12 protein-coding genes and 1 tRNA gene are annotated in these 16,602 nt (G+C 32.4%); 3 read left to right on the plus strand and 10 right to left on the minus strand.

Going from position 1 to position 16,602, the window contains the following annotated elements; all coding sequences use genetic code 11:
• Positions 1–187: 187 nt before the first annotated feature.
• The 3 genes from A8B35_RS05785 to A8B35_RS05795 all read right to left on the minus strand — a co-directional run bounded on the left by A8B35_RS05785 (position 188) and on the right by A8B35_RS05795 (position 4,460).
• Positions 188–1,411 carry a site-specific integrase gene (locus A8B35_RS05785; RefSeq protein WP_075602407.1) on the minus strand — a complete coding sequence of 408 codons (1,224 nt, stop codon included), beginning with the start codon at positions 1,409–1,411 and terminating at the stop codon, positions 188–190.
• Positions 1,412–1,682: 271 nt separating this feature from the next.
• A tRNA-Ser gene (locus A8B35_RS05790) sits at positions 1,683–1,767 on the minus strand.
• Positions 1,768–1,925: 158 nt separating this feature from the next.
• Positions 1,926–4,460, minus strand: a complete 2,535-nt coding sequence (locus tag A8B35_RS05795; protein WP_075602408.1) for an ATP-dependent Clp protease ATP-binding subunit — start codon at positions 4,458–4,460, stop codon at positions 1,926–1,928.
• A gap of 411 nt (positions 4,461–4,871) precedes the next feature.
• On the opposite strand from A8B35_RS05795, the gene gyrA reads away from it, so the two are divergent.
• Together gyrA and A8B35_RS05805 are read left to right on the plus strand one after the other, a co-directional pair.
• On the plus strand, positions 4,872–7,394 hold the full coding sequence (gene gyrA, locus A8B35_RS05800; protein ID WP_075602409.1) for a DNA gyrase subunit A: 2,523 nt from the start codon (positions 4,872–4,874) through the stop codon (positions 7,392–7,394).
• Between the two features lie 90 nt (positions 7,395–7,484).
• Entirely contained in the window at positions 7,485–8,648 is a 1,164-nt protein-coding gene (locus A8B35_RS05805; protein WP_075602410.1) for a tetratricopeptide repeat protein, read from the plus strand.
• A 101-nt stretch (positions 8,649–8,749) separates the two neighbouring features.
• Here A8B35_RS05805 and A8B35_RS05810 read toward each other — a convergent pair whose 3' ends face one another.
• The 6 genes from A8B35_RS05810 to A8B35_RS05835 form a co-directional block, all read right to left on the minus strand.
• The gene (locus A8B35_RS05810) at positions 8,750–9,229 is read right to left on the minus strand and encodes a globin domain-containing protein (RefSeq protein WP_083634336.1); all 480 of its coding nucleotides are present in this window, start codon (positions 9,227–9,229) and stop codon (positions 8,750–8,752) included.
• A 75-nt stretch (positions 9,230–9,304) separates the two neighbouring features.
• The gene (locus A8B35_RS05815; protein ID WP_083634337.1) at positions 9,305–10,624 is read right to left on the minus strand and encodes a serine hydrolase domain-containing protein; all 1,320 of its coding nucleotides are present in this window, start codon (positions 10,622–10,624) and stop codon (positions 9,305–9,307) included.
• 72 nt (positions 10,625–10,696) lie between these two features.
• On the minus strand, positions 10,697–11,287 hold the full coding sequence (locus A8B35_RS05820) for a thioredoxin family protein (protein WP_075602411.1): 591 nt from the start codon (positions 11,285–11,287) through the stop codon (positions 10,697–10,699).
• A gap of 44 nt (positions 11,288–11,331) precedes the next feature.
• Positions 11,332–11,817 carry a TlpA family protein disulfide reductase gene (locus tag A8B35_RS05825; protein ID WP_075602412.1) on the minus strand — a complete coding sequence of 162 codons (486 nt, stop codon included), beginning with the start codon at positions 11,815–11,817 and terminating at the stop codon, positions 11,332–11,334.
• Between the two features lie 65 nt (positions 11,818–11,882).
• Positions 11,883–13,034, minus strand: a complete 1,152-nt coding sequence (locus tag A8B35_RS05830; protein WP_083634338.1) for a lipoprotein N-acyltransferase Lnb domain-containing protein — start codon at positions 13,032–13,034, stop codon at positions 11,883–11,885.
• 39 nt (positions 13,035–13,073) lie between these two features.
• Positions 13,074–13,343 (minus strand): hypothetical protein, encoded by a 270-nt coding sequence (locus A8B35_RS05835; protein ID WP_139314825.1) that lies wholly within the window; start codon positions 13,341–13,343, stop codon positions 13,074–13,076.
• A gap of 286 nt (positions 13,344–13,629) precedes the next feature.
• Between A8B35_RS05835 and A8B35_RS05840 the strand changes: the two genes are divergently transcribed.
• A complete protein-coding gene (locus A8B35_RS05840) occupies positions 13,630–14,808 on the plus strand; it encodes a hypothetical protein (RefSeq protein WP_075602414.1) in 1,179 nt (392 codons plus the stop codon).
• A gap of 246 nt (positions 14,809–15,054) precedes the next feature.
• Here the strand turns inward: A8B35_RS05840 and A8B35_RS05845 are convergent, their stop codons facing one another.
• Positions 15,055–16,530 carry a transglycosylase SLT domain-containing protein gene (locus tag A8B35_RS05845; RefSeq protein ID WP_075602415.1) on the minus strand — a complete coding sequence of 492 codons (1,476 nt, stop codon included), beginning with the start codon at positions 16,528–16,530 and terminating at the stop codon, positions 15,055–15,057.
• Positions 16,531–16,602 lie beyond the last annotated feature (72 nt).

Genomic DNA, 16,602 nt, shown 5'->3' on the forward strand with positions numbered 1-16,602 from the left:
AATTTAAGAGAATTGATAAGTAATTGCACAGCTAGTCCGGTAGGTAAAGAGGAGATTTCGATTGACATTGCTAATAAAGAAACTACTGATTTAGAAGAACGCTAGCACTATAATCGGAATCTGACTGACAAGTATTAAAAAAAAGTGAAGCTTCCGGTTACAACAGTGTAACCGGAAGCCTTTCATGTTATATCGACTGCATTGCATTAGAATTTCTTAATTTTTCGGCTAACACTAGCATATCCGAACTAATCTTCTCATTTGTAATACGTGCATAAATCTGTGTCGTCTTTATGTTAGTATGACCAAGCATTTTGCTTACCGTTTCTATAGGTACACCTTTAGAAAGAGTTATTGTCGTAGCAAAAGTATGTCTAGCCAAATGAAATGTTAAGTTTTTTGTAATGCCGCATAAATCTGCTATTTCCTTTAAATAAGCATTCGTTTTTTGATTAGTTGGTATAGGTAATAAAAGACCATGGGGCAGACCTTCGTATTTTTTTAAAATATTTTGAGCTAAATCAAGAAGAGGAACAACAGTTTGTACATTGGTTTTTTGTCTTTTGGTGTTAATCCACAAATTATTATCAAATCCTTTAATAAGATGTTTTTGTCGCAAGTTTTTTATATCGATGTAAGCTAAACCGGTATAACATGAAAAAATAAAAATATCTCTTATTCTTTCTAATCGCTCAGTAGCGAACTCTTTTTGCATTATCCTCTTTAATTCATCATCATTTAAGTAGCCTCTGTCCACTTTCTTTAATGATATCTTGTAACTGGCAAATGGATCAGCTGATATCCATCCATTATTCTTAGCTATTAGAACGATACTCTTAAATTTCTGAATGAACTTCGCCGCCGTATTAGGGTTGCAGAGGCATTTTACAATGAGGTAATTTTCAAAACCAACAATAAACGAATGGTTTATTTCTCTAATATCAATATCTGTCATCTTATAATTCACCTTAATGTAATTACTAAGATGACGCCTACATACTTCTGCTTTTTGATAGGTAGCCTTGGACTTATTAATACCTATTTGCTCTTTGAGGATGTCGTTATTTTTGGCAAATAATTGCATTAAAAGATATTGTGTATTATTAATACCAAGAAATTCATTCTTAACTTTCTCTGCAGTGACAAGTAATTCTTTTCTTGAAAGGTCATGATATACTCTATGTAAAGAAGACTTAATTTCTTCTAGAGTTGCATTAATCAATTTAACTTGTACTGTTTTACCAATGACTGTGGCATTATCAATGTTCCATTCGTTTAGTTTAATAAATATCTTGGTACTAAACTGAGTCATTTTACCATTTATGGTAATTCTACAAATAATTGGGGCTGTTTCATCTTTCTTTTTTGCATTCTTCTTGATGTAAAAAAGGACTTTAAATGTACTTCGCATACGCTTCATTTTTTAATTGTAAAAATAGTTTATCAATCTTAAAATGAAATACTTGTAGGTAGGACAGGAGCGGCCAAGTTAAAGCCATACGTGGACTTTTTGTGACCTATTATCATTTTATGAAAATAGGTTACGATTTAGCTACTAAACTATGTCTTTTTATGGCATTTTAGGCCAGACATAGCAAACATTGATGTATAAAAAAAGTCCCACAATACTCTCATATTGTGGGACTTGTCCGTTTAGTGTCTTTTTATGACATCTGTATCAGCGGAGAGTGAGGGATTCGAACCCCCGGTACGTTGCCGCACAATAGTTTTCAAGACTACCGCATTCGACCACTCTGCCAACTCTCCAATAATTCTGTTGTTATCCTTTTTGATAACGGCTGCAAATTTAGACTAAATAATTTAGTTTGCAAATAAATGAATGATAAAATTTGTTGGTTTTTTGGGAATGAAATAACCCCAAGCTTACAAAGACCTGGGGTTTAGTATTCTAAGAATAGACCTAGTTATTCTTTTTTATCTTCTTTATTTACAAGTTTCTTTGTTTTTTTAATCTCACTAAAAATTTTCTCTTCCTTATCATTAAAATCAACCTTAATAATATCCCCTTCAGATATACTCGCCTGAATGATTACTTCAGCCATTTCGTCTTCAAGATACTTCTGAATCGCTCTTTTTAATGGGCGTGCACCAAAATTACTATCATATCCTTTCGAAGCAATGTAATCTTTGGCTTTGTCAGTAAGTTTTAGAGTATAACCAAGAGCTTCAACTCTAGAATAAAGACCCTTTAATTCAATATCGATAATTTTATGAATATCATTTTTATCTAAAGTGTTGAATACAACAACATCATCAATTCTATTTATAAACTCAGGAGCAAAAGCTTTTTTAAGTGCTTTCTGAATTACATGACGTGCATGGTCTGAATCAGATTCTCTAGACGCAGATTGGAATCCAACTCCTCGTCCAAAATCTTTTAATTCACGACTTCCAATATTTGAAGTCATAATAATAATGGTATTCTTAAAATCAACTTTTCTACCTAAGCTATCGGTGAGTCTACCTTCATCTAAAACCTGGAGTAACAAATTAAACACATCTGGGTGGGCTTTCTCTATTTCATCCAAAAGAATAACTGAATAAGGTCTTCTACGAACCTTCTCGGTTAATTGTCCACCTTCTTCATAGCCAACATATCCAGGAGGGGCTCCAACAAGCCTTGAAACCGCAAATTTCTCCATATACTCACTCATATCAATTCTAATAAGTGCATCAGTAGAATCAAATAAGTATTTTGCCAATATTTTAGCTAAGTGCGTTTTTCCAACACCTGTTGGTCCAAGAAATACAAACGATCCAATTGGTCTATTAGGGTCCTTTAATCCAGCTCTGTTGCGCTGAATAGCCTTCACAATCTTAACAATAGCTTCTTCCTGACCAATAACTTTCCCTTTCAATTGATCACCCATTTTAAGTAATCGGAAACCTTCAGCTTGTGCAACTCTCTGAACTGGTATGCCAGTCATCATGGCTACAACTTCAGCAACCTTTTCAACGTCAACAGTTTCTTTGTGTTGTTGTAATTCTTTCTCCCACTTTTCTTTTGCAGAATCTAAATCTTCAGAAAATGTTTTTTCTTTATCTCTAAAGCTTGCCGCTAATTCAAAATTTTGTGCTTTAACCGCTTTAATTTTATTTTCTTTTGTTTCTTCAATCTGTTCCTCAAGTTTTAAGATGGTTTCAGGAACTACAATGTTAGAAATATGTACACGCGATCCTGCTTCATCCAAAGCATCAATTGCTTTATCTGGTAAATGACGATCGGTAATGTAGCGTTCTGTAAGCTTAGCACAAGCTTCTACTGCCTCAGGTGTAAACTCAACATTATGATGATCTTCGTACTTTTCTTTTATATTATTTAAAATCTCAATAGTTTCATCAATGGATGTTGGCTCAACCATAACTTTTTGGAAGCGACGCTCTAAAGCACCATCTTTCTCAATATGTTGACGATATTCATCGAGAGTTGTTGCTCCAATACATTGAATTTCACCACGCGCTAAGGCAGGTTTCAGCATGTTTGCAGCGTCAAGAGATCCTGTAGCACCACCCGCACCAACAATAGTATGGATTTCATCAATAAACAGAATAATATTTGGATTACGACTGAGCTCATTCAGAATAGCCTTCATTCGTTCCTCAAACTGGCCTCTATACTTTGTACCTGCAACAATTGAAGCCAAATCGAGTGTAATAACACGTTTATCAAATAGTACTCGAGATACTTTTTTCTCGTGAATACGAATGGCAAGTCCTTCTGCTATGGCAGATTTACCAACACCTGGTTCTCCAATTAAAATTGGGTTATTTTTCTTACGTCGGCTTAAAATTTGAGCCAATCGCTCAATTTCTTGCTCTCGACCAACAATTGGATCTAGTTTGTTTTCTTCAGCAGCTTGAGTCATGTCAATGCCAAAGTTATCTAACACAGGCGTGTCTGAGCCTTTTGATCCACTTGAAGCTCTAGGGTTATCACCACCACCTGAACTTCCTCCTGCAAATGGACTATCTTGGTCATCATCTTCCGGTAAATCGGCCTTAGCCATTGGTTTGTTATAATTCATCAAACCGTGTACTCTTTCGTAATTAATATTCTCTTTTGTCATAAGTTCTGGGATATATCCATGGTTATCTTTTAGTAAAGCTAATAATAAGTGTCCGGTATTTATATTTTCACTTTGTAAAATACGAGCCTCAAGAAAAACTAACCGGAGTATTCTCTCTGTGGACTTTAAAAGTGGTATATGATCTTTGTGTCTAAGAGGTTCATCTTCTCTTAATTTATCCTCGATTTTTATTTTTAGTTGTTCTAAATCGATATTAAGCTCATTTAATAGCTTGTAAGCATTACCTTTTGTATCTATAATTAGTCCTAATAGCAAATGTTCAGGAGATATATATGGGTTACCCATACGAATTGCTTCAGCTTTAGAATTGCTTAATACTTCATTTATTTGTGGTGAAAAATTTAAATTCATTAAAATATATCAAATTAAATAAGTCAGAAAAAATGTAATTCTTCTCAATTTTTAGAAGAATTACAATAACATAACAGGTTAAACCGTATTAAAGTTTGATGCGAGCATATTTTTTACAAAAAAATGATCAATTATAAATCAAATAAATACAAACTTTATTTTTCATTTTACACTTTAAAAATTGTTTCATTTGCGTGTAGTTTTAAGAATAAAAACTTGAATATATTTATTCTTTAGTAGAAAATCAAAAATATCAGTAAAAATGCGCATTTCAGAGCGTTAAATGATCCTTAATAAAATATGAAAAAAGTCTTTATTGTTAGCATTATTAATGCTAAATTAGGCGGTCGAAAAAACAGACTTATTAGGTCTGTTTTATTTGTTTATTCTAATTCAAAATTTAAAATATAAATGGCTGAAGGAGAGAAAATAATTAAAATAAATATTGAGGAAGAAATGAAGTCTGCCTACATCGATTATTCGATGTCGGTAATTGTTTCAAGAGCACTTCCTGATGTTAGGGACGGTTTTAAGCCCGTTCACAGGCGTGTGCTATTCGGGATGAGTGAACTAGGAGTTACAGCCTCAAAGCCATATAAAAAGTCTGCTAGAATTGTTGGAGAAGTACTAGGTAAGTATCACCCGCATGGTGATTCATCAGTATATTTCGCAATGGTTCGTATGGCCCAAGATTGGTCTTTACGTTATCCATTGGTTGATGGACAGGGTAACTTTGGTTCTGTTGATGGAGATAGTCCTGCAGCAATGCGTTATACCGAGGCACGCTTAAACAAAATTGCTGAAGAAACTTTAGTTGATATCGACAAAAGAACTGTTGATTTTCAGTTAAACTTTGATGATTCGCTTAAGGAGCCAACCGTATTACCAACACGTATTCCTAATTTATTAGTAAACGGAGCTTCAGGTATTGCTGTGGGTATGGCAACAAACATGCCACCACATAACTTAACCGAAATTATTAACGCTACAGTTGCTTATATTGAGAATCCAGAAATTGATATTGATGGATTATGTGAATATGTAAAAGCACCTGATTTCCCTACGGGAGGTATTATATATGGTTACAAAGGTGTAAGAGATGCTTTTGAAACGGGTAGGGGAAAAGTAGTTGTAAGAGCTAAGGCTGAGGTTGAAACAGATAGCAACGGAAGAGAAAAAATTGTTATTTCTGAAATACCTTATTTAGTAAATAAAGCTGAATTAATTATTAAGATTGCCGATTTAGTTAACGATAAAAAAATCGAAGGCATAAGCAATGTTAATGATGAATCAGATAGACGCGGAATGCGTATTGTAGTTGATTTAAAGCGCGATGCAATTGCAAATGTAGTTTTAAATAACCTATATAAATTTACTGCACTTCAATCATCATTTAGTGTTAACAATATTGCTTTAGTAAAAGGTCGTCCGGAGTTATTGAACTTAAAGGGCATGATCAGTAATTTTGTTGAGCACAGACATGATGTTGTAGTTCGTAGAACGCAATACGAGTTAGAACAAGCTGAAAAAAGAGCCCATATCTTAGAAGGACTTATTATCGCAAGTGATAATATAGATGAAGTAATTAAAATTATTAGAGCAGCCTCAAATCCTGAAGAGGCTCGTAATAACTTAATTGAGCGCTTTAAACTTTCTGATATTCAGGCAAGAGCAATTGTTGAAATGCGTTTAAGACAATTAACTGGTCTTGAGCAAGATAAATTGCGTAACGAATTTGATGAGTTGGTTAAAGAAATTGCTCATTTAAAAGATATTTTATCTAACGAGAGTCTTCGTATGGAGATTATTACTGAAGAGTTAGTTGAAATTAAGGCAAAATATGGTGATGAGCGTAAAACAGAAATTGTTTATTCATCAGAAGAATTTAATCCTGAAGATTTTTATGCTGATGATGAAATGATCATTACTATTTCTCATTTAGGATATATTAAACGTACGCCACTTGCTGAATTCAGAACGCAAAGTAGAGGAGGAGTTGGTTCTAAAGGAAGTACAACACGTGATCAAGATTTTATTGAGCATATCTATCCTGCTACAATGCACAATACAATGCTCTTCTTTACCAAGAAAGGACGTTGTTTCTGGCTTAAAGTATATGAAATTCCTGAGGGAGCCAAAAGTACTAAAGGTAGAGCCATCCAAAATTTATTAAATATTGAGGGCGACGATCAAGTAAAAGCATTCATTAAAGTTAAGAAACTTAACGAAGAAGATTACGTAAATAGCAACTACATTGTGATGGGTACCAAAAAAGGTATTATTAAAAAATCACTACTTGCTGATTATTCTCGTCCTCGTGTAAATGGGGTGAATGCAATTACAATTAAGGAGGATGATGAGTTAATCCAAGCAAGATTAACGAATGGAGAAACCGAAATTTTAATGGCTACAAGATCAGGTAGAGCTATTCGATTTAACGAAACAAACATCAGAACTATTGGTAGAACAGGCCAAGGTGTTAGGGGTATAAGTATTGATACTGAGGTGGATGAGGTAGTTGGTATGATTTGTGTTAATAATATTCAAGAAGAAGATGCTCTTGTGGTATCTGAAAATGGATTTGGAAAACGTTCGAAAATAGAAGATTATAGAATTACCAATAGAGGTGGTAAAGGGGTTAAAACCATGAAAATCACTGAAAAAACTGGAGCTCTTATTTCTATCAAGAATGTTACTGATGAACATGATTTGATGATTATTAATAAATCAGGTATCACTATTCGTCTAGCAATGTCTGAATTAAGAACAATGGGACGTGCTACACAAGGAGTTAAAGTGATAAATCTTAAAAAGACAGATCAAATTGCTTCTGTTGCAAGAGTTCCTGCTTATAAAGAGGAAGTAGCAACAGAAACAGAAGAAGATCAAGTTGAAGGCAGCGAAGGTACTCCTGAAATACCAACAGAAGAATAATAAAAACAGATTCTATAAATAAATCATAACACACAACAGGGCTGAATAGATTAAATCAGCCCTGTTAATCTAAAATTAAAAAGTAATACGATGAAGAAAATTAGTTTATTTCTAACACTGGCGCTTTCTGTATCAGCAGTATTTGCCCAAAAAGGAAAAGTAACTAGTGCCGAAACATTAATGGCCAGTGGCGACATTATGAAGGCAAAAGAAGCTATTGATCAAGCCCTAGCGAGTGAAAAAAGTAACACTTGGCCAAAGACTTATATCATGGCAGCTAAAGTTTATGGTGAACTTGATAAAAAAGGTAAAGATGATCAAGGGACTATTAAAGCATTTGAGTTTTATAAGAAAGCTATAGAACTTGATGAAAAAGGTGATGCTAAAGGAAAGAAAGTTGGTAAATATAAGAAAGAGATCGGACAGTCTTTATTATTTTTCTCAGGAGAACTAACTAACGACGGTGTTGATGCATTCAATAAGGAGAACTTTAAAGATGCTGTTACAGCGTTTGAAGATCTATTAGCTATTAACGCACATCCTTATATGATTGAATTACAAGGTGAAAAAGTTGATACATCAATCATTTTTAATACTGCTTTAGCTGCTTATAACGGCGAAATGTGGGAGGAAGCTGAAAAGTATTTTAATCAATCTGTTGATTACAAATATGGAGGTGGAGATGCTATCTTATTGTTACAACAAGTGCACACTGCGACAGGTGATTCTGCAAAAATGGGTCCTAACTTAATTAAAGGTTTTGAAACTTATCCTGGGGATGATAGAATTTTAACTTCTTTGATTAACTTCTATTTAGAAAGCAATCAGAATGATAAAGCTTTAAATTACCTTAACAAAGCAATTGAAGGAGATAAAGACAATCCTTCATTTTATTACGCTAGAGGAGTTTTAAATGATAATAGCGGTGAGTTCGAAGCTGCATTAGCTGATTATAATAAGTGTTTAGAGATTGATACTGAATATTTTAATGCATTATATAATATTGGCGTAATGTATTTTAACAAAGGTGTTGAAGAAATGAACTTAGCTAATGAAGAAACTGACTTTAAAAAGTTTGAAGCAAAAAAAGAAGCTGCTGAAGGAACTTTCAAAGAGTCATTACCATTTTTTGAACGTGCATTATCTGTTAAACCTGAAGAGGTTGCTGTGTTAGAGAGTTTAAAAACACTTTACTACAGATTTGAAATGAACGATAAATACAAAGAGGTTAATGATAAATTAAAGTCTTTATAATATAATAGAAAACCGAGGTTTATATTGCCTCGGTTTCTTTCAATATATCCTATTTAACATAATATAAACTATAGGACAAATATAATGATCTTATAATTGGGCTATTTTAATGAAAACCCTAATTTGAATTTAGGTTCTTCAGGTGTATTAACCATCCAATTAGAGAATTCATCTAACCAATTCCAAAAATCCATTATTAGGTTCTCAGGAACATCATTAACCTGAGATAAAACTTGTCTGTAGCAATCTAACCAAACTTTACGACCACTTGGCTTAATTTTAAAAGGCAAATGCCTATTAGCAAGCATTGGATTACCTCGTGTCATTTTATAATACTCAGGACCTCCAAAACGTTGAATGAAAAAATCAGCAGATCGTTTCTTGGCACCATCTAATTCTTCATCACTCGTCGGAAATATATCTTTTATTTCACTCTTTACTAGCAGATCATAATGACTACCAATAATCTTTCTAAATCCATCTTCTCCTAAGTAATTATACAATTCAACATTTGGTTTAAATGTAGTTCGTCTTTCTCCAAATGGAATTTCGCTTATTTTAAATTTATCTATATTTATCATTTCTATTTAACCTAATTAAGAACATGTGAGTTTAATATTCGTTAAACACTCCATATTTATTATTGTTTTGAGATATTAGAAAATTATATCTTCAGTATTATTAGTGTTTAGTTTCAAATTATACAAATCATATTCGGGCCATGTTTTTACTGATTTTAACGATTTGTCCATCATCTTTTTAATGTCATTCGCAAACTCTGGTCCTTTCCATGAACTTGAATTAAAGATTATAGCAAACGAAATTCCATTATCATACCTAACAATTAATGCTGAACTACCAGCTAAAGTTCCGGTTCTGTACCAATATGATTTTCGTATACCTCTCCAACCCAACGGACTATCACCTAAATTTTCAATTTCGGTCATCTGCTTAATACTTTCAAGTGATAGTATATCATCTGGGTGTTCAAAACCATCAATTGCAGAAACTAGTTTTAATATATCTGTTGATGAAGCTATCCAACCGCCTGCAGCACCTAGTGTTCTAATATCGTTTCCACCGTAACTACGCAGTGCTTGCTTATCTCGTTCAAGATGATCAGGTACTAAGTATGGTTCATCTGGTTCATAATATTTAACCTCCAAATCATATCTTTCCCATAAATAGCTTCCTCCAATCTTCATATCAAATATCTCTAATGGATATAAGATTTCAGTCTTCACATAGTTCTCATAGCTAGTTCCTGATGCTTTTTCAATAATTTTCTCAAGTATTGCATAACCGAAATTGCTATATGATGATAGTGTTCCTGGAGGATAATGTAAACGTTTCTTAAGCATGAAGCGTATTATATCTTCTCCAGTAATTGGATATGAGAACTCCGGTTGATTTGCAACAGCTCTATGGATAAACATAGGATCTCCCCACCTGTTAGTCCAACCACTAGTATGATTTAGTAGATCTCTAACTGTAATTTGCTCAACTTTTTTATCTCTATAATTGAGATAAATCGAGTCATTTAAAATACCATTATTACCAAATGCAGTACTCGATAATGAAATTTTATTGTTTTCACACAACTTCATAATAGCCGTTGCAGTAACAAGTTTAGATACACTCGCTATCCGGAATAAGTTATATGGCTGAACGGCAATATCTAATTCTTTATCAGCACTTCCATATCCCTTAGCAAATTTGAGTGCACCATTTTTAGTAATTGCTAATGATGCACCTGCCAGATTATTTCGTTTAATGAACCGTTCAACATTTTTATCAATGTGTCTAAACTCGGGTCTTTCAGATAAAGTGTTGTTAATGTGATTGGAGGAGTTTTGAACTGTTGGTGGAATGAAATCAATATCAAAAGCATTATTCCAACTGAATAGAATTACGTTGAGAGCAGTGATAAGTGTAATTACAATTAACGATATAAATATTTTTCTTAGGAATGTCATTAAAAAAGTGCATTTTACACAAAAATAGCAAAATGCACTTTAGTTTGAAACAAACCTAAATATTATATGGCCTTAATAAGGCTTAATACTACATCCTATTGCTTTTGTTACACTAGGATTTACTTTATCTCCCTTTTTTATTGCCTGAATAGCATTCTCTATGTATTTTTCTTTTACCTCTTTGGGTGCTCTTGCATTATCATCAATTGCTCCAATGTAAACTACTTCGAAAGAATTATTCTTTTTTTCTAGCAGATAAACATGTGGTGTTTTACTGGCTCCATATTTTTTATAAATACCTTTATCATCAACTAAATATGGAAATGTAAATCCTTTTTCTTTTGCTCTAATAATCATATTTTCATATGAGTCTTCTTCATAATCTTTAGGATTATTAGAGTTTATGGCTATTACCGGAAATCCTTCTTTTTCATATTTTGCATTTAACGAAACAATCCTATCCTCATATAACTTAGAGTAAGGACAATGATTACAGGTAAAGACTATAATCACACCTTTTTGCGATTTATAATCTGTTAGACTTACCATTTTTCCATCAATATTTTTTAAAGTAAAATTTGGAGCCTTTTCACCTATTTCAGTTTGAGCTTGTGAAACAAGGCTAATACACATGATAACGATAACGCTTAATATATTTTTCATAACAACTCTTGAATTTATTAATTTTTAGTTTGAATTTTATAATATTACTCTGATATTAACTTACTTAATAAGTCATCTATAATTTTGAGATTAACTTGTCCTTCGTGAAAGACTTCTTGCTTATTATGGTAAATCCAACAAGCAGGAATAGCACCAGACCAACTCTTATCAACCTTAGGTATCCACTCATTAGGATTTCCTTCGTCAAGAATTAGCACTTCACTTTGTATGTAGTTTTCTTTAATAAAAGGGATTAACCGACTTTCTAATTGGCTTTTGAAATCTAAACTAACCAGAAGAACCTTAACAGGAATCCCTTTAAAACTGGATTGAATGTTCTCAATTAATGGCATTTCTTCAACACATGGTTTGCACCATGTTGCCCAAAAATTAACAAAGAATATGGTATCATTGCTATTTTCGAAACGAGCCTTAAGTTGATTGATATTGACACTCTCAGCATTAGTTTGCTGAGAGTAACTATTTACTAGAAATAGAGAAAGAAAAATAATTAAAATTAGATGCTTCATATTGCTATTTGTTATAGCATTAAAACAAAGCAACTATCTTAATGTTTATGCAGATTAAATTAAAATTACGAACCTCTTTTATAAATAAAGCCTGTTCGTAACAAAAGTAAGATAGCAAAAGGTAAAGTTGCTTGAGGGAAGCTCTGTGGTAAAAAGTACCACCCTAGTACAAAAATAGATAAACTGATCAACTGATATTTTATACATAGCTTTCCAAAAGGCTTACGTTTGCTAACAAAAGGAATGAGTGCTGCAAATGGTACTGCCCAAAGAACATTCAAATTATTTTGCGGAACTTGATGGTCTGTTATAAACCACATATAACTTAAGAATATACCTATAAATCCTGATATTATAAAAAGCATATTATCGAACCACAATAAACTAAAGTTGTATTTTATAGAAAGCAAAGATAAAACGACTCCCAAAGCCAATAATAACCAAAACAGTATGGCTGGTGTAATAGGCAATTGAGGTGATTTTGGAGTATCACTAAAATCAAGAAGTACAATTTCTTCTGAAACAGCTTTGCTGCCATTAACCAAAGTTGCATCCTCTAAAGCCAATAATAAGAAATTAGGCAAGTAGGTTGATTCTTTAATACTAGCAATATCATCCGCCGGAAGACCTAGTAATAAATTTAAACCTGTTTCAACCCATGGAGAATTAATTAGATAAGTATGCAGATATTCTCTAAATGTTAGTTCTGAATTAGCAGAATTATTTATTATTAATCCACCTTCAATATTATTATTAATAATATCATATATGCGGGTTGCACAATTATCAAAAAAGAAATCATATTTATAATTTCTATTTTCAGGTTGATAGTTTAAAATAAGTGCATCGTAAATCGCTTGCCTATCCTTTATATTTAAATTTAAGACTTGTTCTGTAACTGTTCTATTCTCATGAAAATAAGAAGGAAGAAAATACTTAAACCTACTGGCACTGAGCATATAATTTAGCTTCCCATTTGCAAATTTCAGGTAAAAATTAGGCGTATCGAAATCAAAAGTCCCGTAATTGAAGGTTAAATCAATATTATTGATACTATCTTTAACTCTTAAGGCACTATGTCCGAACGCTGAATATAATTCTTCTCCCGAGTCACAAGTTAATACTGAAATTTTAGAGTTGGATGAAAGCTTTAAGGGCTTAGACCATGAGTATTGGCAAATAACAATTGAAATAATGAGTAAGGTAATTCGAGACATGTTTTCTTATTTTGCCTCAAATATAATGGTTTTACCTAGTCAATCAAACATATTAATAATCGACCCTTTTAATGATGAAGATATTATTCTCATTTGATGCTTTAAATAAAAGAACGGCATAATGATAACTGTTAAAATAACTATTAGAAAGGTTCTTTCTCTGAAAAACCGTTTCACTCGAGAAGTGAAGGGAGTCGTCTTTTTCGCAACTTTTGCAGTAGTTTTTTGAGCCTTTGTAAATGTATCTTTTATTTTTACATTTTCTGATGAGTCGGTCCAGTATAAATCTGAATCCTCAAAAAACCTCATGAACCAATCTATTAATTTGTTACACCAATGAATTAGCATAATAGAAAAACTTAATTTTGCTGAAGCCATAACTTAAGAATATTTTATTTATAATTGTTGTACTACAAAAGTAATGGCAATACCGTTCTAATTGATAGTGATTTAAGTAATTTAAGCTATAATAAAGCTTTACTTAACTGCTTAAGTATTGAAATTTTAACTTAAATATCACTTAATAACTAGCGAAATTTTGCTTAAATTTGTAGGGACTCAGCTTAAATATGACATCTTATTTGCTTAATTATTGATGCCAAACGCGAAAACACCATATAATTTATTTCAGGCTACTTTTAACCATATTGTAAAATTGGTTGATGGTATAGAGCGTATTATAGGTATTTATAATCAGCAAGAAGCAGAGAATGTTATTGAAGGAATTGGTTTAAAACTATTAAATAATAGACTGGTAGAATATACTTTGAATATTGATAGTGAGACTGCCCAAAAGTTAATATTGCTTCAAAAGGAGAATAATGTATCTAAATGGGTTGATCGAAAATCTATTCCTTTTGAACAGACCGATATTTCTACTTTCCAAAAAAACATATTTGATGAGTACAAGCATTTAATACTTTTGTTAAAAATACCGCAAAGCCACGTTGAAACGCGAGGTTTAATTTTTATTTACTTTAAAGATGATATTAGCCATTTTGGAGTTCATCATACAAAGGAAGTTTTAAATACACAAAACAAGTCTATTATAGCAAGTTTAATATCTGGATCTGTATTTTCATTTATAGAAGATTTCAACAGAAATAATAAACTATTCTCTGACTTTGCTCAAAAAAGTAAAGCAATTATTACCAAACAGCATATTGAAAATAAGATACTTAAAGAGGATCATAATAATAATGATTTCGTTGTATCATGGGCATATCAATATTTAGCAGAATTTTCTAATTCTGATGGAGTTAATTATGTTTACAATGAAGAATGTATCGAGTTTATTCAGGATTACAAAGGACCATTTTTACCATTACAAAAAGCAATTGCTGGAGCTGTAGAGTATACAAAATTATTATTTACATACGTAAATACAGATAGTATTGAAATAGAATTATCATACTTACAATTGGAAACGGAAGAATCAAGAAGCCTTGTTACAAATGTATACAGCGAGGATCAGATTAAAATAGAGCAATTATCACCTCGCTTATTAAAAACAAAAGCCTTCTTAGATAAGCTAGAAGAAACAGCTACTTGGGTATATGAAGAAGGTATCAGTTTGACCAGTTCTAATGTTGGTAAGTCGATGGAGCGCCCTATTACTGCAGCTGCCATTTCCGATTTCTTAAGTAAGAATAAGGAACGAATTAATATTCTGATTAAGGAATTCCCTAATGACTGGGCTTTTATTAAGGAGAACTTCAGGCCAGTTATTAATGTAACCTCCAAAAAAGATATCCACTTGAGGAATTTGGGATAATAGTGTGTTTAGTTTTGTAATCACTATACTCATTACATGTGTAACTCATTTTTCAGAGTCCTATTTCTTTTATAATTTAGATTTGTAAATCATTCCCTTATTCATTTAGGAATCCTAAACTAGCATAGATCACTCAATAGGTTCTAGATCATTCTTACTTTGATGAAATTCAAATCAATAAAAAACGCCACATCTGATACTTGTTTATAACAGATGTGGCGTTTTTTCTTACTATATCCGATAGGCTTACTCTCTAATAAACACTTTATAGTGTTCATATCTTTCAAATATTTGCCTTACATAAGTATAAGGCTCTAAACCACTTGTATAGCCATGTTTAACAGACTCATCATTATAGTTTTTAGGATATCGTAAAGCAAGTATCATTTCTTCAACATTTTCATCCCATTTGTATGGATCTAAATGCTTTTTTAAGGCTAACCTTTGCGCATCTGCTACATGCCCATAGCCACAATTATATGATGCTAATGCTAATTTTATCCTTTGTAAGGTGTCCGGAACATCTTCAAATTGTCCCATTAGGTACTTTAAATATCTTACACCACCATTTAAACTTTGCTTAGGATCATTTCGGTTCTTAACTCCCAATTCTTTAGCTGTTAAAGGCATAATCTGCATCAAGCCTGAAGCGCCAGCCCATGAAACTGCGTGCGGATCGAATCGAGACTCTTGATATACTTGCGACATTAATAATCGCCAATCCCAATTTAGCTGTTCTGCTTCTTTTTTTACTAAATCATCATATTTACTTATCTGATTGTTTTTTAAACTATAAAAATCACTATTCACTCTCTTTCTAAAGTCTTTTTTATTCTTATAGTACTTATTGTAGGTAACATAGTAATCTGTTTCCTTCTTATATTGAATTAGCCACTCGTTGATTTTAGAAAGCAATACTGGCGAATTTTTCCGTGTTGCCCATGCCATATTTTGAGTGGTACTAATTTTAATTTCTGTATTCAAAATAGGATAATACGAGGCCAGTAAACTTGCAATATTATTATCAGCAACAGTATATTTTAATTTACCTTCAGCAACCAATTCTATAATTTCTTCGGTAGTCATTTCTCCAGGAACCTCGTCGATGATAATTTTACCACCCATTTCATCAGATAAATTTAATAATCTGTCGTGGTAGGAAGAGTTGGCTCTAACGCTCACCTTTTTGCCAATTAACTCAATAGGATCGTGCAATAATGAATCTTCAATAACTTTCCAATGCAAGGCATACCATTTTTCGGGCATTTTTTGCACCAAAACTTGATGACTTGAAAATAAAGGTTTTGTGAAACTTACAAGATTATTGCGTTTGCGTGTTTGAGCAATGGTGTGTGCTACTAAATCTCCATCGCCACGATTAAGGTAAATAAACATACTATCAATATCCTTGATAATATGTAAATCTATTTCGAGCTTCATATCATCAGCAAACTTCTTCAAGAGTTCAAACTCGAACCCCATTGTTCTTCCCTTATAAAGAAAGTAACTAGTCCCGCTATATGTGGTTAGTACTTTTAATTTACCATCTTTTATAATTTCTTCCCAATCCTTCTCTATAGGAGTTAAGCGCGCTCGTATACTATCTAAATGTTTATACTTTTTGTTGGTTTCTTCTGAAGTAGTTTTTTGAGAAGGTGCCTGATTACAGGATGAATAAGCTATTAAAGCAATAAAGAGTGCAAATAGTAAATATGGTTTCATATATTATATTTAGGTTAAACATATTAACGTTTAGAGCCAAAAAAAAGGGCACTAAATGCCCTTTCAATATAT

Source organism: Saccharicrinis aurantiacus (assembly GCF_001660705.2).
GTDB classification, from domain to species: domain Bacteria; phylum Bacteroidota; class Bacteroidia; order Bacteroidales; family Marinilabiliaceae; genus Saccharicrinis; species Saccharicrinis aurantiacus.